At 59.3% G+C, this 22,521-nt stretch carries 15 protein-coding genes and 2 tRNA genes; 11 read left to right on the top strand and 6 right to left on the bottom strand.

The window, feature by feature from the left end; all coding sequences use genetic code 11:
* Window positions 1–13: 13 nt before the first annotated feature.
* Complete coding sequence (locus CA85_RS00945; protein WP_146389316.1) at window positions 14–970, bottom strand: DoxX family protein; 957 nt, start codon at window positions 968–970, stop codon at window positions 14–16.
* 246 nt (window positions 971–1,216) lie between these two features.
* On the opposite strand from CA85_RS00945, the gene CA85_RS00940 reads away from it, so the two are divergent.
* Window positions 1,217–1,636, top strand: a complete 420-nt coding sequence (locus CA85_RS00940; RefSeq protein WP_146389314.1) for a 6-pyruvoyl trahydropterin synthase family protein — start codon at window positions 1,217–1,219, stop codon at window positions 1,634–1,636.
* A complete protein-coding gene (gene mgtE, locus CA85_RS00935; RefSeq protein ID WP_146389312.1) occupies window positions 1,633–3,042 on the top strand; it encodes a magnesium transporter in 1,410 nt (469 codons plus the stop codon). Before CA85_RS00940 ends, mgtE begins: the two co-directional genes overlap by 4 nt.
* An 83-nt stretch (window positions 3,043–3,125) precedes the next feature.
* Here mgtE and CA85_RS00930 read toward each other — a convergent pair whose 3' ends face one another.
* Window positions 3,126–8,564, bottom strand: a complete 5,439-nt coding sequence (locus tag CA85_RS00930) for an Ig-like domain-containing protein (protein WP_246112381.1) — start codon at window positions 8,562–8,564, stop codon at window positions 3,126–3,128.
* Between the two features lie 434 nt (window positions 8,565–8,998).
* Between CA85_RS00930 and CA85_RS00925 the strand changes: the two genes are divergently transcribed.
* The gene (locus CA85_RS00925; protein ID WP_146389310.1) at window positions 8,999–9,865 is read left to right on the top strand and encodes a protein kinase family protein; all 867 of its coding nucleotides are present in this window, start codon (window positions 8,999–9,001) and stop codon (window positions 9,863–9,865) included.
* 101 nt (window positions 9,866–9,966) lie between these two features.
* Here CA85_RS00925 and CA85_RS00920 read toward each other — a convergent pair whose 3' ends face one another.
* On the bottom strand, window positions 9,967–11,718 hold the full coding sequence (locus CA85_RS00920) for an ABC1 kinase family protein (protein WP_146389308.1): 1,752 nt from the start codon (window positions 11,716–11,718) through the stop codon (window positions 9,967–9,969).
* Between CA85_RS00920 and CA85_RS24665 the strand changes: the two genes are divergently transcribed.
* The gene (locus CA85_RS24665) at window positions 11,717–11,860 is read left to right on the top strand and encodes a hypothetical protein (RefSeq protein WP_186774672.1); all 144 of its coding nucleotides are present in this window, start codon (window positions 11,717–11,719) and stop codon (window positions 11,858–11,860) included. The two genes, CA85_RS00920 and CA85_RS24665, sit on opposite strands and share 2 nt — an antisense overlap.
* Window positions 11,861–12,021: 161 nt before the next feature.
* Here the strand turns inward: CA85_RS24665 and CA85_RS00915 are convergent, their stop codons facing one another.
* The 3 genes from CA85_RS00915 to CA85_RS00905 all read right to left on the bottom strand — a co-directional run bounded on the left by CA85_RS00915 (window position 12,022) and on the right by CA85_RS00905 (window position 15,109).
* A complete protein-coding gene (locus tag CA85_RS00915; protein ID WP_246112380.1) occupies window positions 12,022–13,188 on the bottom strand; it encodes a hypothetical protein in 1,167 nt (388 codons plus the stop codon).
* Between the two features lie 75 nt (window positions 13,189–13,263).
* A complete protein-coding gene (locus tag CA85_RS00910; protein ID WP_146389304.1) occupies window positions 13,264–13,524 on the bottom strand; it encodes a hypothetical protein in 261 nt (86 codons plus the stop codon).
* Window positions 13,517–15,109: a glycoside hydrolase family protein gene (locus CA85_RS00905; protein WP_146389302.1), complete on the bottom strand. Its 1,593-nt coding sequence runs from the start codon at window positions 15,107–15,109 to the stop codon at window positions 13,517–13,519. The genes CA85_RS00910 and CA85_RS00905 overlap by 8 nt, the downstream gene beginning before the upstream one ends.
* Window positions 15,110–15,269: 160 nt before the next feature.
* Here CA85_RS00905 and CA85_RS00900 point away from each other — a divergent pair, with 160 nt between their 5' ends.
* The 7 genes from CA85_RS00900 (at window position 15,270) to CA85_RS00870 (ending at window position 22,377) form a co-directional block, all read left to right on the top strand.
* Entirely contained in the window at window positions 15,270–16,049 is a 780-nt protein-coding gene (locus CA85_RS00900) for a sugar phosphate isomerase/epimerase family protein (protein ID WP_146389300.1), read from the top strand.
* Between the two features lie 193 nt (window positions 16,050–16,242).
* Window positions 16,243–16,995, top strand: a complete 753-nt coding sequence (locus CA85_RS00895) for an NUDIX hydrolase (protein ID WP_246112379.1) — start codon at window positions 16,243–16,245, stop codon at window positions 16,993–16,995.
* Window positions 16,996–17,040: 45 nt separating this feature from the next.
* A complete protein-coding gene (trxA, locus tag CA85_RS00890; RefSeq protein ID WP_146389298.1) occupies window positions 17,041–17,364 on the top strand; it encodes a thioredoxin in 324 nt (107 codons plus the stop codon).
* Between the two features lie 211 nt (window positions 17,365–17,575).
* Window positions 17,576–17,648 (top strand) — tRNA-Cys (locus CA85_RS00885).
* Window positions 17,649–17,769: 121 nt separating this feature from the next.
* Window positions 17,770–17,842: transfer RNA gene (locus CA85_RS00880), tRNA-Lys, on the top strand.
* Between the two features lie 678 nt (window positions 17,843–18,520).
* Window positions 18,521–20,986 (top strand): type I restriction-modification system subunit M, encoded by a 2,466-nt coding sequence (locus CA85_RS00875; protein WP_146389296.1) that lies wholly within the window; start codon window positions 18,521–18,523, stop codon window positions 20,984–20,986.
* On the top strand, window positions 20,983–22,377 hold the full coding sequence (locus CA85_RS00870; RefSeq protein ID WP_146389294.1) for a restriction endonuclease subunit S domain-containing protein: 1,395 nt from the start codon (window positions 20,983–20,985) through the stop codon (window positions 22,375–22,377). Before CA85_RS00875 ends, CA85_RS00870 begins: the two co-directional genes overlap by 4 nt.
* Window positions 22,378–22,521 lie beyond the last annotated feature (144 nt).

The raw sequence follows: 22,521 nt of genomic DNA, 5'->3' as shown, positions 1-22,521 counted from the left end.
GGGGGAGGAGGGTCTAAACAGTCCGTGCCGCTTCGCCGGGGCTGTAGACTTTTCGCACGATGAGGTGGAGGAAGAAATCGAGGCCTGCAAATCGCCCGGCACCGGTAGCCGCCAATACGAAACACGCCAAACTCTCGATCAATTGGTAGTTCGACGAGCCCGGCCCCGTCGTCGGTGGGTACTGGCTCAAAAACACCGAGAACAGGAACGCACCGACTGCCAACGCTGCGACAGGGGTGAACAGTCCCACGATCAAGCACCACCCCATGATCACATCAAAATAGGGGACTATGCGGTCGATCACGCTCGTGTCCATCATCGCTAGACGAGGTCGCACCAGTTTGTACGGAGGACGACTGGCCAGCTGTTCGTCGGTAGCCAGCTGATTTTGGGCGGTTTCGTAATTTTCCCAGATCAAATCGATCTGAGACAGCGTCGCGGAAATCAGGTCTCGAAGTTCTTTGCGGACCATTTCTCGCTGCCCGCCCAAGGAGGTGACGCCGTCTCGAACAGGGTCTGCATCGAGTTTCGCGATTCGATCGAGGCCGAGACGGTACTCCTGGACCGCGTTGGCATTGAGCTCGATAACATAATCGTACTGATCGACTGCTTTGATGTAGTTGTCTTGAGCGGCTGCCTGTTGCTTCTCATCGAAGCCAAAGTGGTCAGCAATTTGATTGCGGTAAGTCGCCCATACGATTTGGGTCTGATTTTTATCCAGCCGCGTCGCTCCGTCATAATCCCAGACCATCTGACGGAAATCGTTGGCAAATGGTCCTTTGGCGTTAGCAAAGAAGGGCTTTGCCGACCAATTATCATCGCGGAATTTCTCCGACCCTTCGCTGAGGAAGTGAAATCCAATCGTGATCCGCAAGAGAACCAACATGGCGATCGCCAGGTATCCCAGGATCCGCGGGGAGAGCCCGTAGCCTACGGCCAGACGAAGCGGGAGCAGTAATATTTTGGCCACCGAGTGGGGTCTCCAAACGAACTCAAAAAAGGGGAGATTTCGCGCGCATTTCGCTGCGAGGCGGGGCAACAGTATGGCAGCCCAAAGACCATTCGCCAAGGATAGTTACGGAAAACCCGTCGACAAACTCGAACCACCTTGCGCTGTAATGCGGACTCGTTAGATTAGCAGCAGCCCAATGGCACTATTGGATACCCCCATCGAGCCCTTCCCAACCGGAGCCCCGTGCCTGTGTCGATTTCCATCATGCGTCGCTTTACCTTCTGCGCGGGCCATCGGCTCGTCGGCCACGAAGGTAAATGTCAAAACCTACACGGCCACAACTACGTGCTCGAGGTCTACGTGACCGGTCAAGAGCAGGATGCCGTCGGTCGTATTCTCGATTTCAAGCAATTGAAGCTGCGCTGCAAGAACTGGATCGACGAACACTGGGACCATGCCTTCGTGCTGTGGGATCAAGACCAGAACGGACTCGACGCCATTCGAAGCTCACAACCGCACCGCATCTATGAGCTCGACTGCAACCCGACCGCCGAGAACATGGCCAAGCATTTTCTCGAGGTGGTATGCCCTGACATCCTCGGCGATAGTGGGGCAGCTGCCTTCAAGGTCCGGTTGTGGGAGAGCGAAGAAACCTACGCTGAGGTCGCATTGAGCGGATCATGAGCGAATTCCCATCCCCTGCCGATCTTGAGCCGAACGAGGCCGCCTCGCCGCGAGACAGTGACCGACCATGGCAACGGCTCGAGCAACTCGCCGATGCCGGCGACGCCGAAACGCTCGCGGAGTATCTCGATAGCCTTTCAGCGGGCGATCAAGCGCTCGCGCTGAGCCGCACCGACGAGATTCACCACCAACTCGTGCTGACCACGCTCGCGGTCGAGGACGCAGCCGAATTGCTCCGTCACCTGAGCGAGAGTCAAGCCGCGGAACTCGTGGAATCTCTGCCAGCGGCAGAAGCAGCCGCGATTGTTTGTGAAATGCCCAGCGATGAGCAAGCTGACTTGCTGGGCGATCTCGATGACAACCAAGCCGCGGCGATTCTCGAGGCGTTGCCGCGCGCCGACGCCACGGCCGCTCGCGAGCTCGCTGCCTACAGTGACGACGAGGCGGGCGGGTTGCTGGTCCGTGAAATCCTGCGTTTCAACCGCTCGACGACAGTCGCCGATGTGATCACGACTCTCTCGGAGAATGCGGACGAGTTTCGGGATTACGACGTGCAATATGCTTACCTCACCGATGATAACGATCGGCTCGTCGGCGTCCTGCCGATGCGGAACCTGCTGTTCGCACGGCGTAGCGATCCTGTCGACGACATCATGATCGCGAACCCACTGGCGCTATTGGATTCGACTCCACTCGATGATCTGATTGAGTTTTTCGATATCCACCATTTTCTCGGCGTCCCCATCGTGGACGCCGATGGCAGGTTGCTCGGTGTGGTCCACCGCAATGCCGTGGATTACGAAGCGACACGGGCTGCCGAGAGTGATTTTCTGAAGAGCCAAGGGATTATCGGGGGTGAGGAGCTACGCACGATGCCGTTGCTCCAACGCGCCCGGCGCCGGCTGAGTTGGTTGAGTATCAACATCGTTCTCAATATCGGTGCGGCCGCTGTGATCGCCATGTATCAAGATACGCTGGCTCAAGTGATCGCCCTGGCTGTTTTCTTGCCCATCATCAGCGACATGAGCGGGTGCAGTGGCAACCAAGCTGTCGCAGTGAGTATGCGGGAACTATCGCTCGGTTTGGTGCGCCCGACCGAAATGATGCGGGTGTGGCTGAAGGAAGCCTCGGTGGGATTGGTCAACGGCGCCGCCTTGGGCTTGCTCGTGGCCATCGTCGCGGTGGTCTGGGACGGCAACCCCTACCTCGGGCTCGTCGTTGGCGTGTCGCTGTTCTTCAACACACTCATCGCGGTATCGATCGGCGGCACCGTGCCATTGGTGCTCAAACGATTCGGGTTCGATCCCGCCGTCGCCAGCGGACCGCTGCTGACTACGGTCACCGACATGTGCGGATTCTTCCTCGTCTTGGGGACTGCGACCGCGATGCTCGAGCATCTGATCTAATCACGAACCGGCGATAATCGCCGGTTCGTAGCCCCGTCGCTACGCGTCCTCACTCGAACGCGTGCGTCGCCGCTCGTACTGCCTCAGCTCCACTGGCTGGCAACGTCGTCAGCCAACAGTGCCATGAGGTCATCGTCGTCGGAATCATCCTCGTCGGAGGATGCCACTTCCACGGAGGGAGCGACTTCCGACGCACCGGACACATCCGCCTGACTCTCGTCCTTGGCTTCACCGGCCAGTTCCGTGATCACCTGATCGGTGAACCTGTCTGCCTCCTCCGTCTCCGGTGTGGCGGCATCGACAGCCTGCGGAACAACTGGCTCGTTCGCCGATTGAGTCGACTGATTCAGCTGGTTGATGACTTGCAAGGCGTCGACTGCGGTGATGAATCCATCGCCGTTGACGTCAGGGTAGAAGCTACCGTTATCGCTGGCAGCCTGCTCTCCCGCAGCCTCCAGGCGTGTCATGGCGTTGATGACAATCAGTGCGTCAATCGCCGTGACGAGATTGTCGTCGTTGACATCCGTCGGCAGCGACGCGTTATGTAGCGGTTCAGGCGATCCGGTGATCGTGATCGTTTCCGAATCGTACTGAATGTTCTCGATCGGGACAGGCGAATCGTTCTGATCGATCAACGTGCTCTGGAATGGGAACCGGTCTGCAGGAGAACCCGTCACGGTCGTCGTGCCAGCGCGTTGGCCGCGGAAGTAGATCGTTGCCAACGTCGTTCCCGAGCCGCCCAAGTCTTGTTGGTTGGATCCGAACTCGTCAATCAATCCGGCGCGATCGTTGATCCCAACGGCAGCATCGAGCAGGAACTGCGGATCGAATTCAACGTCGAAGTCAAACGTGTTCGGGTCACCACCGTTGTCGACGGGGATCGTCGAGAGGAAGTCTCGGTTGTAAAGCACATCCAAGAAACCAGCAAAGACGGCTTCGGTCGGGGGCCGGCCCGATCCGAGATCAACCGCATCGATCCGGAGACCGAAGCGTTGCCCGACGGGCACCGAGGAAATCGGATTGCCGGCTTCGTCGACGAAGGTGAAGTCGTAATTGACTTGAGGGTCATCGACGGCGCCCACGGTCATGGAGACTTCTGCGACGCTACTGACAGTGCCGAATTGTGGGCTCTCGACGGTCAGGATGTAAGTGAAACTATCAAAGCCGCTCGCTCCGATACCCGGTGTGTAGGCCAGGTAGTCATTGGATAGGTCTCCATCGCTGCCGACGTCCACGCGGACAACCGAGCCGTTGCCGGGAGCTTGTTTAATCGTCAATGCCGTGACTGTGTCACCGGGACTGATCAAATCATTGGCGAGAACATCCAATCGAGCGACGCTGCCCGGAGCAATCGTCTGTCCTTGCGAGTCGATGCCGACGGGGAAGGAATCATCCAGGGCGACGGGGAAGTTGTCCCCGGCGGGTGAGATTTCAATCTGCGTCGAATCAAACTTGATCTCGTCGTAGTTGAGGACCACCGGGCCAGCGTCCGTGATCAGCGTCGTTTCACTGACGTCGGCATCAGCCGGGTCGGTCTTGAACGTCGCCAATCCAGCGCCGGTTGCCTTCATGGTGATCGTAAAGAGCTCGGCAAAGCCCGTGAACGACGCGCGGTCGCTGGTGCTGCCAATCGTTGCCAGGTCACTCGGCGACTGAACCGAGCCGACTTCATCGACGATTCCCGGGGTGAGCGTGTTGCCGAGTTGGAAGGTAGGTGTTTCGAATTGGGGGCCAAACGTGATTTCGAATGGGAAGCTGCCCGTTTGGCTCGCCACTGGCGTCACCAGTTCCGAAGTGTACAGCAGGTCCGTGAAGGCCGACTGCAAACCTTGGATCGCGACCGAATCGGGTTGCGAAATATCATCGACGGAGACACGGAGGTGGAATTCCTGTCCGGCTTGCAAACTCAGCAGCGGCGTGTCGTTGTTCGCATCGAGCAACTCGATCTTGAACTCGGCCTTGTCGTTGTCAAAGGATTGGGGGGTGAGCACGACCGTGACACGGGCCATCTCGGAGACCTGGCCCGACGCATCGCTGATCGTGTAAGAGAACTGTTCGGTGCCCGTGAACCCATCGGCAGGCGTGTAACGCACGCCGCGGCCTGCCGAATCGATCGTCAGCTGGCCGCCTTGGGTTCCCTGGGAGACCTGCGTGATCGTCAATCCACCGCCCACTGAGGCGATGTCGTTGTCGAGCACATTCAGAGGAACGTTCTTCTCGCTGCTCGAAATCTCAAAGGTGTCGTCCACGGCGATCGGGTTCGCGGTGGCGAATTGAACAGTGACCTGCACTGTCGCGGTGCCCGTGTTCCCAAAGCTATCGGTGACTTCGTATTCGAACGAGTCCGAACCGGTGAAGTTCGACGGGGGCGAGTAGAGTACGACTTGTTCGCCAGGATCACCCGGCCGGATGGTGACGATTGCACCGGCGGCACTGCGGGCGTCTACATTCGAAATCGTCAACGGATTGCTGGCCAAGTTCGCGTCGTTGCGAAGCACATCAATCGCGAAGGCATTGGCATTTTGGGGGACGGTGACGATATCGTTCGTTGCCAAGCCGCCGTTGTTGCCAGCGCCGAGAATGCGGATCGCATGATCTTCGACTTCGCCCGTATCGGCGGGGCCGCCGACTCCGAGTCCCGCCGTGTGGCTGTATCGGAACCGGCTGAACGTGTCGAGCACGCCGTCATCCGTCCCGTCGGCATTGATGTCGAACGAGGTCGGCAGCGTGATGTCAATGTTGTGCGTTCCTGTTCCGAGGACCGCATCGCTGCGGATCTGTTCTCCAGAATCCAGGAAGTCACCATCGGCGTTGAAATCGATCCAAGCTTGCAGGTAGCCGGGGCTGCTGTTGGTATTGGTCACCGTCACTTCGATCGTGCCGGTGCCACCGACACGCAGTGCACTGGTCACGACCACGCCATCTTCATCGTCGATTTGGTCGAACGTCGGGTCGACGAGGTCGTCGCCGGTGGCGCTCGCATTGGGTTGGCCGTCAACCTCTCGGTCGACCTGGGTACCGAGCGTCAGGCCGTCGGTCACCCCATGGCTCGGCCCGCCCGCGTCGACGGTGGTCATGTAGGAGTCCGGTGCATCTCCGTAATCACGCGATGGCAGGCCGCCGAAGTCGAAGTGGCTGCCCAGCGGAGCTCCGGTAAAGTTGACGATATATTCGTGCTCAGCATTGTTGGGCACGGTCGGTTCGTAGCCGGGTTCGGCGACTTCGCGAATCGCAAAGGGGCGACCGAGAATGGGCAGGTCGAGTTTGTAGTATCCGTTTTCATCGGTGATGTCGAAAGGCTCGCCGAGGTCGGGGCGGTTGTCCCCGTCCAAGTCGGCATAGATATAGCCACCCGCGATTCCGGGCTCGCCCGCGTCCAGGACGCCGTCACCATTGAGATCCGCAAATTTCCTACCCGTGACGTCAGGGTTGACTTGCGCGAATCCGAATGTCGGTCCCACTCCGCCACCAGTACCAACGGTGACCGACTGGGAAACAGGCGTTGTCGCCGCATAGTTGCTCGGCGACTCGATCTGCAGCGTTTGCACGCCAGGCGTCGCACCGGTGATGACATAGTCACCATCGCTGTCGACACTGGTCGATGGCTCGTTGAAATCTTGCGCCCCGTCGCCGTCGTAGTCGAGAAAGACCGTCGATCCAGGCACCAGGGGCTGCTGCGTTCCGCTGTTAGTCAGCACGCCGTTGAGACCCACGGTGACCAATTCCGTGCTCGTCGCCTCAGCGGGCCCCATGGCGATCGCCGTGTACGTGCCCGGAGCAGCAAAAATGGAGTAAGTTCCATCGGCGTCGCTAACGCCACTGGGTTCGGAAGCGTCGAGCTGGCCGTTCTGGTTGACGTCCAAATAGACGCGGGCGCCCGCCAGTCCCGGATCTCCCGAGCCGCTCCCATCACCGTTGAGATCAAAGAAAACCTCGCCGGTCAACGTGCCCGCCGTGCCGCCATTGTCGCTGGTGTTGCCTTTCCCTGTCGCCAGGGTCAACGACATGCTTTCGGCACTGAACAGGGTTCCAAACGTGATCACGCCCGCTGGGTCGACCGAGTCGGTGCGGTAACGAACCAGGACGTCATCGGCGGTTCCCAGGATACCGTCGGGGCCGACGCCGAGACCATTTTGTGCGTTGAGCGTTCCGCCCCCGTCAATCAGCGAGGGAACGGCGTTGGTGCCATCGGTGTGATACAAACCAAAGGTGTGGGCGAGTTCGTGTGAAGTCGTCGAGCCGAGTTCCAAGCCCAAGATATCTGCTTGGCTGATCGAAGCTCCCGTCGGGACCGTGGCCACGAAGTCGACCTCGTTGTCGACCCAAATCAATGCGGTCTCGGAGGGATCGAAGTTGCCGACGTCAATCGACTGAGCAATCCCCAGGGGTGGCACGACAAATTCAGGGAAAGAAGCCACCGAACCGAAAACGACCCGCGTGACGAGAGGATTGTTACCGGGATCGGGATGGTCGATACTGTTGAGAATCGTGATGCCGTATTGGCCGGGGACTCCGGTGGCGCTGTAGTCACCATTGGCACCGTAGTTGCCGAGGTCGGCGAATTGGTTCTCGACCGTTTGCGTGATCTGCCGGGCAATTTGCGTGTATTCCGCTGGTGAGGCCACTTCAACCCCGGCCAACGTCAGCGTTTGGCTGATATCGGGAACGCGGAACCGGCCACCGACCGGAAGGCCTGGCTCGGCAAAGTTCTGGTTGAATTCATCACGAGCAAAACTGCCACCGTCGAAGTCCAAGAAGACAATTTGCTGTCCGCCGATTGGCAAACTCTCAGTGACCGGGCGATACGTCCGCAGCCCCAAGGTGTAATTGGTGAAACCCGTGGTAGCCGACACCGAAATGGTATAGCGACCGTCACGCGGTACGACCTGGGCCGCATAGGCATTGCCTAGCGTCTGCAGAGGGGAATCGATCGGGTAGAGATCCGGCAGCGGCTGGTCCGGCGGCGGGGCATCCTGGGCAAACCAAATATTGCTACTCGCCTGGCTCGGATCGCTCAGACTGGGCAAGGAGACGTCGAACGAGGTGGCGGCACCGATGGTGGCGATATCAAGAATGTCGCCCGCTTTTAAATCGACGCTGTAGTAATCGATGTCGGTGACGAATCGACCTCCAACCTGTTGGAAACTAACGGCGCCACTGATGTCGATCGTGTCGCGTTGACCGCTGAGGTTGCCCAAGGGAACAAATTCGGCGTCGAGATACGTGTCGTTGAGCCCCCGGATTTGAGCCGATTCCTGCTCGTTGTACTTGAACGACGAAACCTGCCCGACGTTGCGGGGCCCGTCGTAATCTTCGGCACCTGGAATGGGGCCGAGAGGGTTCGCGGCGAGCAACTGCCGACTTTCCAGACCTTCCATTGTCAAGCGGCGGGATGCTTTACGCCGATTTTTCAATTTTTCGCGGCGACGAGAACGCCGGCTGCGGGCGGAGTCGGTGGCGTCCGAAGACTGCGAGGAAGACGACCAATCCGACGACGGTTGGGAAGGCTGGCGATGAATCATCGAGGGTCTCTGGCGGAGGGGGTCCGTGGGACCAGAACAGGAAAAGTTGTGTTAGCAGCGACGACGCAAATCAATGCGAAATTCTTGCAAATATACACGCGCTGACGAGCGAGTCTAATTCGACACATCGGACTGTCAACGAAATGCAATCCTTACGACGCGATTGTGATCGACAAAGTTCCCAGCTTTGGTAACCGCGCCGGACTTAATCGCTACATCCGGAACCCAAAACACTGGTATTTCGCGTCTCGGGCCCGTTGAAGTTTTCGGTCGCTGCCAGCGCTCAAACTGAGCCGTGGTGAAAATTTACCGACTGTACCGGTTATCGGGATTGAACACGGTCGATGTGTCTGATTGTGCCGCATCGGACGATAAGTCTAGTCGGAGCCTCCTTTGGATGCCTGCTTTTCATTGAATCGCCCACGAGAGTCACGATGCCCAATCACACTGCCGTCTGCCCCTCTTCCTCATCGACCCGCGAGCAAATTGTGGGAATCTGGCGACTGGGCCAGCGTTTCGCACAGGGTTGTGGTTCCGAACTGTCGCTTGCGCAGCCCGCCGACAGCCGGGGCAATCCCCGGTTTGACTATGTGCTGAAGTCCGTCAGGCAGCCCGCCCCCGAGGCCAGTGTGGGTTTACCGGCCCCCCAAGATACTCGCGAGGCCCAGCGGCGAATCATGCAGTCGATCGAGGTGGCGGGCGTCACTCACCCGAATCTGATCGCAGTGCTCGATGCCTCGGATGCGTCTCATGCGCCATATCTCGTGATGCCCCGGCTCGACACGGTCACGATGGACGAGCGAATTCGTCAAATCGAACACTTTGCCCTCCCCGTGGCTCTCTGGTGGACCCGCCAGGTCGCTCAAGCACTCGAGAAACTTCATTCGGCTGGTTGGGTTCACGGCAATGTCACGCCCGGCAATGTACTCGTTGACGCCAAGGGGCATGCGACACTGATCGATCTCGGCTTCTCCGCTCGCATCCACACACCTCTGCACCGGACCTTTCGGGGCACACCCAATTACGCTTCCCCCGAGCTAGCGACTGGCGGCACGGCCGCCCTGCCCGCGATGGACACGTTCGCCCTCGGCCGCTTGCTCTGGGGCAACCTCGCCGCCACCGCACCGGTGGCCCCAGCAGTGATTGAACCGGTCGCCGAACTGATCGAGCGGATGGTAGCCGACGACCCTCAGCAGCGCCCCGCGATCGGGGAAGTCGTCCAGCGGCTGCTGGCCCTGGAAATCGATACGCTTGGCGAACACATCGGCCCGGTACTGCCCGCTCGCGCCATCGCGGCCTAAGCAGAAACACCGTCGGTGGGGCTGCGTTGGGCTGTCCAAAGTCTGGGATGGAATCGATGATTGCTTGCGCCAGTTTTCTTCCGCTCTGTGGATGCCCCGGGCTACTCGCGGTCACTGCGCCAAATCGAAAGGCATAACGCTGTCATCACCGACATGCTCGCCAGCGTGCCGAGGAGCCCCAGGATGCTCAGCCGGCGAAGTCCTGTCATCGATGCGTTGGCAAAGAGCACAGGGGGGACTTCGTAGGCCAACATCAGCGATGACCCCAGGAAGACCGCGCTAGCCATCAACCCGACGACCAAGCGATTGACTGCGGGCGTGATTCGCTTGGGGTCAAGACGCAATTGCAGCTGTCCCAACCGGGCTTGGTTGAGAACCGCGAGCACCTGTTCGGGCGCCTCTTCCAGGAACGCTTCATTCTCCAGGTAGATACGGCGTGCCTGTCGCAAGCGACGGCGGGGTGAGAGTCGTCGCCACATCACCCGCCGCATGTATTGCTGGACGATTTCGAGGGAATCGAAACCGACTCCGAGCTCGCGCATCGTGCCCTCGAGCGAAATCAGCATTTTGATCAGCAACGCCGACTGGTTCGGCAGGGTGATGCCGTGCCGGTGCAGTATCTCGGTCAGTTGATTCAAGGAACCGCCGAGATCGAAGCGATCGAGCGACTGGCGTCCGAACGTGTCGACAAAATCGGCAACATCGATCTCCAGCGATGCTTGGTCCAGGTCCACCCGCGGGTTACCCACCCGGCGAATCAATCGCGTCAACCGCCGGCAATCGCCCGCGTGGATCGCGAAGAGCATCTCCTCGATCGATTCTCGCAGCGTTTCATCAATCCGCCCCGTCATCCCGAAGTCAAGGATTCCCAGCCGCCCGTCGGCCAGCCAAAACAGATTCCCGGGGTGGGGATCGGCGTGGAAGAAGCCGTCGTCAAACACCATCTTCAAATAGATCTTTGCCAAGCGCTTGCCAAACCCTGGCGGCAGATTCGCCTTGCTGAGCTGGCGTGGCTGCGGCTCCAGTGGCCCCTGACCGGCGCCGCTGTTCCGTCCGCTGGCCGCGTCGGTCGCATCGCCCGCAAACAAGCTGGCGAGGGTGACGCCCTCGAGCTCTTCCATCACCAACACGCGGCGACTGCACAGCCAATCGACGACGCTCGGTACGACCACTTGCGAGCGGTTGTCGGCGAGCATCTCGGCGAACTGTTTTAAATTTCCACGCTCTCGGTTGAAGTCGAGTTCATGCAGAATCATGGGGCGCAGTTGGCGGACCATGTCCGTTGGTCCCCACACAGCAAGCGTGTCGACTCGCGTGGCGAGCTGAGCGAGCCCATCGAGGACCTCCAGGTCCTGTCGCATCAGCCGATCGATCCCAGCCCGCTGGACCTTGGCGACGACGCGGCGCCCATCGGGCAGCACGGCGCGGTGGACCTGGCCGATCGAAGCGGTGGCGAGCGGCTCGAAATCAAACGACGCGAACTGCTCTTCAAAGTCGTCGCCCAATTCGCTGCGGAGTGTCGCGCGAACCTGCTCCGCACTGTCCGGCTCGACCCGGCCGCGCAGCCCCTTGAGCTCCTCAGCCAATTCGATGCCGACCAGGTCCGCTCGTGAAGCGAGCACCTGGCCCACCTTGATGAACGTGGGGCCGAGCTCTGTGATTGCCATCCGGATTCGCTCCGGCCGGGTGTACTGCGTCAAGGGCACGCCCGAACCATCGGTGATCCAGTTGCGAAACGGCAACCGGGGCGAACGGCTGAGCCAATCGGCTAAGCCGTAGCGGCGCAGCACCGCGAGAATCTCACGTCCGCGACGCAGATTGCGATATAGGCTCGGTATCGACGTCAGCTTCATGACGAGAATCGAAAAGGCCTGCCCGGCGGCAGGGGCCGCAGCTCGGCAGGACATGGCGGGGGCGAGCGATCAACGTACGATCGTGATCTCAGAATCGTACGATTGTGATCTCAAAATCGACGTTCATCAACAGACGCCGTGACCCACGCTCGCATCCTCGACGCGAAACTGCACGCTGGATCACCGACGCAACTTCCCCAAACTAATCACCCGCTGCCCAGCGGGCGCGCGATCGAGCGTGAAAAGTTCAGCCGCGACGCCCTGGCCGCGGGATTCTCGTGGACTGTTGCGAAGATGCCGGTTCTAACGCATCAGCGGATAAGCCGATGATTGCCCGGTGCTGCCCGGCATGTAGCCAGCAGGCTGGATGCCACTCGCGTTCGGAGATGATTCCCCGGACGCTGCCGACTTCTCCGTCGCTGGGGCGCTCTTTGTCGCGGCGGCCGTCTTGTACTCAGGCGAATCCGCCGTACCGCCGGGGAAGCTCTCGGTGGGGGCGGCATCGTTCACCGGAGTGCTCTTTGCTGGAGGCAGTCCCAATGCTGCGACGGCCGTGGCGTTGGCCGCAGGCGCCGATTCCGGCGGGGCGGACATTCCTGCCTTGGATGCCGGTTCGGCCGGTGGGGCCGCAGGCGTCGCTGCCGCCACTGTCTCGGTTGCTGGAAGAGGCATATCGCTCGGCAAGGCGAATCCACCGGTCTTGGGGGGTGCTGCTTGCGCGGTGGCTGCTGCGTCGGGGGTGGCCGAACCATTCAGAGGCGGCATCGAGAAGCTCGATCCAGCGGAACTGGAAGTCGCTGGCACATTCGGCGATGAGCTGGCGAGGGCCGCCTGGGGATCGGCAACAGGCTCCTTGCCGAGCTGATAACCCGAGGGCAGCCCCTGTGCAGCTGGCGGCTTCGTCGGTGAGGCAGCGGGCACGCCGCTGTAGCCATTGGCGCTCGCCGCCAAGTCGCTTGCCGTTGGATTGGCAGACGACGGGCCGCTCGCGGCAGGCTTGCTCGTGCGTCCTGGCAACGCGTAGGCTGGCGGGGCGGCGTTTTCGTTGGCCGCGAGGCTGGTTGATACCGTCGGCGGTACCGAACCGGTTGGGAACCCAGTCGGCACGTCGCGTGGAGCAGCCGTCGACTTTTTGCCTGCCAAGGCGTAGGGGTTGGCGGCCCCGGTCTCTGGTGTTTCCGATCCGGTCGGTGGCTTGGCGGTGGACGTGCCCGCGGCAACCGATGCAATGGCCTCCGGCGTGGCGTGCGCTGACGGCGGCGACGGATACGTGGTCGTCGGGCCTGAGCCGGCGAGGACCTCAGCGGAAGGCTCACTGCGACTGAACAGGTTCCAGCTCGACTTGCCCGTGCGGCAGCCAGTCGCTGGCAGCGTCGCGATCACACAAGCTGCCAACGCAGCTCGGGCAGCGCGGCGGCACCGGAGAACAGAGTGAGAGACGGTGGTTTCGGCGATTTCCGTTCGCTTCATCGTCGCATCCTTAAGAAGGGAGCGGGGTACTACTGATATCTGGGACGTCCTATCCATTCCGATCGACCGTTCCAATCACAAATATCGAGCCAATTTCGCAAAGTTTGACCCGTGGTAGGTATTCGCGACTGCCGACGTCAATGCCAGCTTGTCGCCGCTCGCACGGAAATCCAAGGAAATGAGGGCGAAATCGATCCTCGGATCGAGCGTTCGATTCTTCCGAACCTGCTCCGTCTGAGCCGCTGCGACGGACTCGGTGACGAACGACTCCTGGGCCGCTGGCGGCTCCCATTTGTCCACTTCGATCGGTTGACCCACTCGCCAGGTGTCATCCACTCGCCAGGTGCTCGTCGCTTTGACTCGGTGATGCCAGACGCACCAACTCGATCTCGTCGAGCTGGAGGACAGCCGTCTCGAGGTAAACGCCGACATGCCCACGCTGAAAATGCTGGTCAGCCAACGACAGGACAACACGGCCATTGATGCTGAGTTCGATGTAGCTGCCGAACGTGATCAGTTTGAACTCCGCTTGTCCCGGCGTGTCGTCCTGCCAAAAGGCGGCCTGCAAGCTCTCGAATTCCATCATCTGATCACCGGTGGCATCGGGATTGGTTCCCCACGCCCGTAGCTGAGCGACTCCCTTGTGCAGGTCGAGCGAGAGGTAGTAGCCATCACGGGTGTCCGGATCAATCCGGAAAACGAGCCCGCACTTGCCCCGGCCCTGCATGTCTAATTTAGCTTGGAAGCAGAAATTCTCCAGTTCGCCATCGAACACGAAGGCCTGAAAGCCGCTTTGGCAGGCGAGTTCTAAGTGCCCCTGATCGAGTCGGCAAACCTGTTCGCTCCGGCCGACATCCTCGATCAGCGGATTGACGCAGCGTACATCGATCGACTCACGACGGTAATCGCTGATCCCCTCAAAGGTGACCGCACGGATCAAGCCTGATTCGTTTTGGACCAACCGTTTGGGCGGCGGCATTAGGTTTTCTTGGGTCCGGTCGATACTGTGCATGGAATAGAAGTTCCACAATAGCCAGCCCTTCTCATCATGGCAGACACGGCCGGCGTAGTTGCCCTGGGCGAGCAATACGTTGTCGTGATAGCTCTGCCAATGTTCCCGCAGGGCGTCGGCGTGCCAGTACCGGATTTTGGCGTCTTCACGAATGCTGCCGATCAGGTAATGATCCTCGCCCAAACGGATCAGGTTGGGGACTTCGATGTCGTCGTACATGCGTGGGTGGTGCAGCGGTTTTTGGGCGACGAAGCGGTGCGGTGCGACCTCTTTCATCAATGCCACGCATCCGCGGCGAACGACGGGCCCATGGTTGGCCCGCGCCGACGCCAGCAGCCAGCCGTCTTGGCCGTCGTGGAAATAGAAGGGATCGCGGAAACTGATCCAACGCCGTCCTTCCTCGAGCGAAGCTTCGTAGTAGGTCGGATCCGGTTCGAGCGGAAAACAGCTCTCGCGGTCGAATGCCGCGTCGGCTGCCGGCATGCTCTGTTGCTGGCTGATCTGCCGGGCCCGCTTGACGCCTTCGGGGTCGTGCGGCCCCCGGTTATCCTCCCAGTGGACGGGCACCTTTCTCCAGTGAAAAAGGTCGTCGCTGAGCGCCAACCCAATCCGCTGGTAGTCGCCTTGGTCGCGGCGCGACAGCCCCGTGTAGAACATCCGCCATCGTCCCTCTTGGTGTGGGTCTGGCGAAACGTGCATCGTCCACAGCATCAGATCGTCCCAGCTACCGGGATTTCCGATGAACAAGGCGTTGTTCACCCGCCGCCAGTTCAACGCGTCGGTGCTCACCGCGTGAGCGATGAAATCGTGATTGGGCAGCACCAAGTGAAACAGGTGATATAGCCCATCGTGATACAGCACATCGACGTCACCGATGGTTTTCCGGCTGCCAGTGATCTCGGAAAACATGCGTCATCCAATCCATTTGAGAGTGAAAATATCCGCCGCCAATGGCGGCCACGAAGAAACGCTCGACTCGACTGGACTTCGCCGCCACGAGAACGCTAGAGTGAGCAGGTTCCCATGATACACCGATTTTTTGTATATCCACTCAGGAAGGACACGCCGCGTGTTTGTTGCCGCTTCGACTTTATGTTGGCCCGATATGGAACTCCAGGCTGCAATTGAGTTGCTCCAGGACCTCGATTTCACCGCCGTTGAAATCGCCATCCAAGAATCCGTCGGGCCAGCCAAACCGGGTGACCTGCTGCACGACGAAACCCGCGCCGTCCAAGTCCTGCGGGCCAGCCACCGGATGGACATCAGCGGCTATCGCTTGGAACTGGCCACCACGGGTGAGGAACACTACGAGCAGTTTCACGCGATGTGCCGGATCGCCAAGGCAACGAAAGTCGTCAACATTTCCGTTCCATCGGCCGAAAAAGGCACGCCCTTTAATGAAGAGGTCGAGCACCTCAAGCGGCTTGTCGCGATCGCCGAAGGCGAAGGGGTGCGGTTGAGCGTGCGGTGCATGCTCGGTTGCCTCAGCGAAGATCCCGATACGCTGCTCGTCCTCTGCAACAATATCGATGGCCTGGGCGTTGCTCTGGACCCCAGCGTCGCGCTGGTCGCGTCGGCGGGTAACCCGGCCGTCGCCAAAGCCATGGCCGCCGGCAAGGGCTTCGACCAATTGCTGAAATTCGTCACCAACGTGCAGCTCCGTGACACCAGCAAGGACGAATTCCAAGTCAGCGTGGGACAAGGGGAGATCGACTATGGCAAGATCGTCACCCAGCTCGAACGGGAAAAGTACAACCGAGCGCTGACGGTCGACATGTCACCCATGCCAGAACACGACCATCGTGTGGAACTGCGCAAACTACGCCGCCTCCTGGAGTCCCTGATCTAAGGTATCCACCGTGACTGGCACCCCAAAAGTAGCCGGACCGCTCCGCCGGTCCGAGCTAAAAAACACAGCAAGACCGCCCCGCCGGTCCGAGCGAGAGAACCCAGCCAGACCACCCGGCCAATCTGAGCAGGCAATCCCTCCAATACCGCAACTTGCATCGCAGCGGGATAGCGTCGCCCACAGCTCCGAGGCGATGGCCCGTCGTCTATCGGCGCGTTTATCACAATTGCAGACCAGCCCATCGCAGCAGCCGTTGCAGTGGAACATGACGCCGCAACTGGCCTATGGCCGGCATCGGGGCCCCGCTCGCATGAAATCGCGGCAAGCCGCTGTGGCGGTCGGGATTTACGAAGATCCCGAACAGGGCTGGATTGTGCCGCTCACCCGGCGGCCCCACGCGCTGCGGCACCATGGCGGCCAAATCTGCTTTCCCGGCGGCCGTATCGAGCCCGGCGAAACGCCCGTTCAGGCCGCCCTGCGAGAGTTCGAGGAGGAACTGGGGATCCCCGCCGATGTGATCGAGATATGTGGCGAGTTGCCCCGCCAGTTCGTCTACGCCAGCGACAACTTGGTGACCCCCGTTGTCTGTGTGCTGCGCAAACCCACTGTGCCCTGGCGACCCGACCCGGGCGAAGTCGACGAAGTGATCCATCTGCCTTTTCAGGTCCCATGCCAACAAGCCCCTGTGAACTCGATTTGGCACCAGCGGGCCGTCCAAGCGGCGGCGGAACCGCAAACCGACGTGGCCCAGTTTCGCTTTCGAGCACCCGCGTTCATTTACCAATCGATGCGAATTTGGGGCGCCACGGCAGTGATCTTGGACCAGTTGGCCCAGTGTTTGCTGCCTGTTCCAGCTAGCTCCTCCGAGCGAACGAATCTGCCAAGTTGGCCGATTCGCTGTTTTGACACAGCCGAGGCCACTGGTATACGAACCCCTTCCCGGTAAATTGTGTCTATCCTACTCAACTCTCCTTTTTAGCAGGAATCACTCATGGCCTCCGATGCGGTAAAAGAATTCACTGACGACAACTTCGACGCGGAAGTCCTTAACAACGATGCCGCCGTGCTCGTCGACTTCTGGGCACCTTGGTGCGGCCCCTGCCGGCAAATCGCCCCCATGATCGAAGAACTCGCTAGCGAGAATCCGAGCGTCTCGATCGGCAAGATCAATATCGACGAGAACCCAGGCGTGGCGCAGAAGTTCGGTATCAACAGCATCCCGACTCTGCTGCTCTTCAAGGATGGCGAGATCTCCGAAAGCTTCGTCGGTGTTCGCCCCAAAGCAGCACTGCAGGAAGCCATCTCAGCGGTCTGAATTGATTTTTCTGCTGGGAGCCCTCAAGTTCCCCAGCGAAATAGTCGAAGGAACGGGTAGCAACGAAATTGACGCATCAGGAAGAAAAAAACAGGCTTGCCTGGCCTTCCTAACCGGAGCAATTTCTGCGAAGTTAATCAGGACCTCCAACGTTCTCCACGAGAACGTTTTACCGCAGAGAAATTTGCTGGTGGACAGAGGTGATTGACAGGGCGACGTGGCCAAGTGGCTAAGGCGAAGGATTGCAAATCCTTTATTCGTCGGTTCGAATCCGACCGTCGCCTCTTTTTTGCTGTTGTCTCGGATTGACCAAACAATCCAGTCGACACACAATGAAATCTCGCTGACCGCAAGAACCCTCCAGGCTCTTGCCCAGCAAAACGAGGCGACGATCCGTCGCCCGCCGCCCTTGTAGCTCAGTTGGTAGAGCAACGGACTCTTAATCCGTGGGTCCTAGGTTCGAGCCCTAGCGGGGGCACTCCACCAAAAGCCGTGCTTCGCTTGCGAAACACGGCTTTTTTTGTGGCTGAATCGCTCTGGATGCTCGGAATTGGCACCGATAACGCGGCGGGTATCTCGTTCGGGGCATCGCTCGATTGGTAACCCGCTGCGTCAGCGAGGAAGAAGCAGTGCTTTGCGTCGCGCGCGGATGATCCTCGCTCACGCGTCGGGTTACCAAGCCTACTCCGCAGGCTCGGGTATCGCTGTCCTTTTCTCATTGGGGTCGGCAGGGCTAACGCGACCGGTATCTCGTTCGCCGCATCGCTCGATTGGTAACCCGCTGCGTCAGCGAGGAAGAAGCAGCTTTTGCGTGGCGAGCGGATGGTCCTCGCTCACGCGTCGGGTTACCAAGCCTACTCCGCAGGCTCGGGTATCGCTGTCCTTTTCTCATTGGAGTCGGCAGGGCTAACGCGACCGGTATCTCGTTCGCCGCATCGCTCGATTGGTAACCCGCTGCGTCAGCGAGGAAGAAGCAGCTTTTGCGTGGCGAGCGGATGGTCCTCGCTCACGCGGCGGGTTGCCAAACCTGCTCCGCAGTCTCGAGTGCCGCTGCGTTCTTCTCTTATACATGCGCTTCGTTCTGACACGTATACTCTACGAGTCGTCCAGTTCGACCCGGGCCAATCTTCTTACCAACACCGAAACAAGATGTTTCATGACGAGCAATTTCTCTCAGACAGCGGCCTATATCTGGTCACTTGCCGATCTGCTTCGCGGTGATTTCAAGCAATCCCAGTACGGCCGCGTCATCCTCCCGTTCACGCTCCTGCGGCGACTGGAGTGCGTGCTGCAGAGAAGCAAACCCAAGGTGCTGGAGCAGGTCGAGAAGCTGGAGGCGATGACGGGCCTGGAATCCGAAGCCCGCGACAAGTTCCTACGAAAAGCGGCCAAGCAGTCGTTCTACAATACCTCCGCAATGGATCTGTCGAAAATGGGCAGTGCGGACATCAAGTCGAACCTGCTCTCGTACATCGACAGTTTCTCCCCTGACGCCCGCGAGATCTTCGAGCACTTCAAGTTCGCCGAGTTCGTCGGCCAACTCCAGGACGCCAATTTGCTGTACAAGGTCGTGCAGAAAGTCGCCCTGACCGACCTCAGCCCCGCTGCGATCAGCAACCACGACATGGGGCTAGTCTTCGAGGAACTCATCCGGCGATTTGCCGAATCCAGCAACGAAACCGCTGGGGAGCACTTTACGCCGCGTGACATCGTCCGCTTGACCACCTCGCTGGTCTTCATGGAAGACGACGACGCCCTGACCGACTCCGGCATCATTCGCACCATCTACGACCCCACAGCGGGAACGGGGGGGTTTCTGTCCAGCGGGATGGAATACGTCCACGAATTGAACCCGGCAGCCGTGATGCGTGCCTTTGGCCAGGAATTGAACCCCGAAAGCTACGCCATCTGCAAAGGCGACATGCTGATCAAGGGCCAGGACGTCAGCCGTATCAAGCTGGGCAATACGCTCAATGACGACCAGCTGTATGCGGAGAATTTTGATTACATGCTATCCAATCCGCCATTCGGCGTGGATTGGAAGAAGGTCGAGGGCACCGTCAAAGACGAGCACACGCTGAAGGGGTTTGACGGGCGATTCGGGCCGGGGCTGCCCCGAGTCAGCGATGGGTCGCTACTGTTCCTGATGCACCTGATCAGCAAGATGCGGGACTACGATGGGAACCCGACCCGTAAGCGAGGAACACAAAACAACGGCGGCCGGATCGGCATCATCCTCAACGGGTCGCCCTTGTTCACCGGCGGAGCAGGCAGCGGTGAAAGCGAGATCCGGCGGTATATCCTGGAGAGCGATCTGCTCGAAGCCATCGTCGCGCTCCCCACGGACATGTTTTACAACACCGGCATCGCAACCTACATCTGGATTCTGTCCAACAAGAAAGAGCAGCAACGCAGGGGCAAGGTCCAACTGATCAACGCTGTCCATCTCTATCAAAAGATGCGCAAGAGCCTCGGCAGTAAGCGGCAGGAAATCGGCGAGGATGACGTCCGGTTGATCACGCGAGCCTTTGGCGGCTTTGAAGCGATCGAGAGCTACCGTCTCGACAAGGAACCCGACGAGAATGGTAACCCGAAGCGTCAGCGAGGATCGAAAAAGAAAGCCGCGAAGAAAACCTTCGGCAGCAAGATCTTTGCCAGCCACGAGTTTGGCTATCGCCGGATCACGATCGAGCGACCACTGCGGCTATCGGTCCAGTTCTCCGACGAGCGAATCGAAACACTTCGTTTCCAGCCCGGCAAACTCAACGCGGCCATGCAGAAGGTCTACGAACAGTTCCCTGAATCCTTCTCCGATTCTGGCTCCCCTCGCCCCGTTTCGGGGAGAGGGGCTGGGGGTGAGGGGCTGTCCGGCAAGTCATACGGCAACCTGACGGAAGTCGAAACGGAGGTTCGAGCGATGGTCAAAGCTGACTTCGCCGACCTAAAAGAGAAGCAGATCAAAGACTTGCTAGCCGTCAAAACTTGGACCAACCAAAAACAGCTGCTCGACATCGCCACCCATCTGCAGGCGGCTATCGGAACCGAGCAGCACGACGACTTCAATGAGTTCGAGACCACGCTGAAAGAAGCGATCAAGACCGCCGAAGTCACGCTCGATGCGAAGCAGAAGAAACAAATCATCGCGGCCGTCAGCTGGACCAACCCCGACGCCGAGCCGGTCATCAAGAAGGTACTTGGAAACCCGACGCGTAAGCGAGGGTCTACACCCGAAACCAGCCTCGCTCACGCGTCGGGTTACCAAGCCAATCCAACCTACGGCACGTTCGAGTACGGAGGCCAAATCGTTCAGCTCCAGCCCGACAGCGATTTGCGAGACAGCGAAGACGTCCCCCTCACCGCTGAGACCGCTCGCGGAGCCAATGTCGACGCTGTCAATGAAACGTACTTTCTCGGGGAGGTTGCCCCGCACGTCCCCGACGCCTGGATCGACGCGGGCAAGTGCGACTCGAAGGACGGGCAAGTCGGCATCGTCGGGTACGAGATCCCCTTCAACCGTCACTTCTACGAGTACGAACCACCACGGCCATTGCAGGAGATCGACGCCGAGTTGGATGAACTGAGTGGAGAGATCATGCAGATGTTGCAAGAGGTACACTCGTGAACGCCGTTTTGCAGCAGCACTACGCCAACATGATTTCGTCGAGTGTCGAGTGGGCCGAGATGACGCCAGGCCACTGGGAGATTCAACATCTTGGACGACTCTTTCGCGAGAGTTCGCGAAGAGCCTCAACACGCACTGAGCTTGGCTATCCAATTCTCAGTGTATCCATCCATGATGGGATTTCCGACAAGGAGATGAATGAAGAAGAACTGGATCGCAAAATCACGCGAAGCGATGATCGTTCTCTCTACAAAGTCGTTGAGGAAAACGATCTCGCGTACAACATGATGCGTGCATGGCAAGGTGGTTTTGGAGCAGCACAGGTCAACGGCTTGATCAGCCCTGCATACGTTGTCTGCAAGCCGAGAACGTCGCTTCCATCTCGGTTTTTCGAGCTGCTATTGCGAACGCCGACTGCAGTCACTGAACTGAAACGCTTCTCGCGCGGAATCACAGACTTTCGATTGCGACTTTACTGGGATGACTTCAAGAAAATTGAAGTCGCCGTTCCACCGGAATGTGAACAAAAACAGATACTTGCGTTTCTGGACTACGAGACGGCGAAGATTGATGCGTTGATTGAGAAGCAGCAGCAGCTCATCGCGTTGCTCGGGGAGAAACGTCAGGCCGTCATCAGTCATGCGGTCACCAAAGGCTTGAACCCCGACGCCCCCATGCGAGATTCCGGGGTCGAGTGGCTGGGGGAAGTGCCGGAGCATTGGGAGGTGTGCCGACTAAAACACAATGTCCGTGATGGCGGAATACAGATGGGGCCGTTTGGAACATCGCTGGTTAATGTTTTGCGCGAACCCGCAGCTTACTGTGTGTATGGACAAGCGAACACGATATCGGGCAATTTCATAAATGTATCGCGTTGGTTGCCAGCGGCGATCTTCCGTGGGCTAGCACACTACAAGCTTGTGCCGGACGACATCGTTTTGACACGAAAAGGGAGCTTAGGAAATTGTCGAGTTGTTCCGAAGGATGTGCCGGAAGGAATCATAGACTCAGATACAATTCGCATCAGAACTCATTCCGGGAAGCTCGACCCGAAGTTTCTCGCGAAGCTCATGCACGATGCACACTACGTTTCGGTGCAGATCGACTTGAATCGGCGCGGCGCGATTCTGCCGGGACTAAATTCTGCTGTTGTTGGAAACTTGCTGCTGGCGGTTCCACCGTTGAAGGAACAGACAGCGATCTTGCTTGACCTGGCAAAAAGAACCACAGGGATCGATGACGTTATCAATAGCGTATGCGATCAATTGGCACTTCTGAATGAACGCCGTACCGCCCTCATCTCCGCAGCTGTCACCGGCAAGATCGACGTGCGAGATTGGCAGCCGCCTTCAACCGACCCGATACAAGCAACTAAACCGGAGGTCGCATGAACGCTAATGGTAACCCGACGCGTCAGCGAGGATCTACCGACATCGATCCCATGCCCGCCTCGCTCACGCGTCGGGTTACCATGAAGGCCGCCTCGCTCACGCGTCGGGTTACCATGAAGCCCGCCTCGCTTACGCGTCGAGGTA

Source organism: Allorhodopirellula solitaria (genome assembly GCF_007859855.1).
Taxonomy (GTDB): domain Bacteria; phylum Planctomycetota; class Planctomycetia; order Pirellulales; family Pirellulaceae; genus Rhodopirellula; species Rhodopirellula solitaria.
The sequence above is the reverse complement of the archived record's forward strand: the minus strand, read 5'-3'. Positions and strand labels throughout refer to the sequence as shown.

Bases quoted from the DNA above. Each gene is read 5' to 3' on its own strand.
- trxA (WP_146389298.1), top strand. From the start codon at position 17,041: ATGGCCTCCGATGCGGTAAAAGAATTCACTGACGACAACTTCGACGCG.
- mgtE (WP_146389312.1), top strand. From the start codon at position 1,633: ATGAGCGAATTCCCATCCCCTGCCGATCTTGAGCCGAACGAGGCCGCC.
- CA85_RS00925 (WP_146389310.1), top strand. From the start codon at position 8,999: ATGCCCAATCACACTGCCGTCTGCCCCTCTTCCTCATCGACCCGCGAG.
- CA85_RS00895 (WP_246112379.1), top strand. From the start codon at position 16,243: ATGGCCCGTCGTCTATCGGCGCGTTTATCACAATTGCAGACCAGCCCA.
- CA85_RS24665 (WP_186774672.1), top strand. From the start codon at position 11,717: ATGACGAGAATCGAAAAGGCCTGCCCGGCGGCAGGGGCCGCAGCTCGG.
- CA85_RS00915 (WP_246112380.1), bottom strand. From the start codon at position 13,188: ATGAAGCGAACGGAAATCGCCGAAACCACCGTCTCTCACTCTGTTCTC.
- CA85_RS00875 (WP_146389296.1), top strand. From the start codon at position 18,521: ATGACGAGCAATTTCTCTCAGACAGCGGCCTATATCTGGTCACTTGCC.
- CA85_RS00940 (WP_146389314.1), top strand. From the start codon at position 1,217: ATGCGTCGCTTTACCTTCTGCGCGGGCCATCGGCTCGTCGGCCACGAA.
- CA85_RS00930 (WP_246112381.1), bottom strand. From the start codon at position 8,564: ATGATTCATCGCCAGCCTTCCCAACCGTCGTCGGATTGGTCGTCTTCC.
- CA85_RS00920 (WP_146389308.1), bottom strand. From the start codon at position 11,718: ATGAAGCTGACGTCGATACCGAGCCTATATCGCAATCTGCGTCGCGGA.
- CA85_RS00905 (WP_146389302.1), bottom strand. From the start codon at position 15,109: ATGTTTTCCGAGATCACTGGCAGCCGGAAAACCATCGGTGACGTCGAT.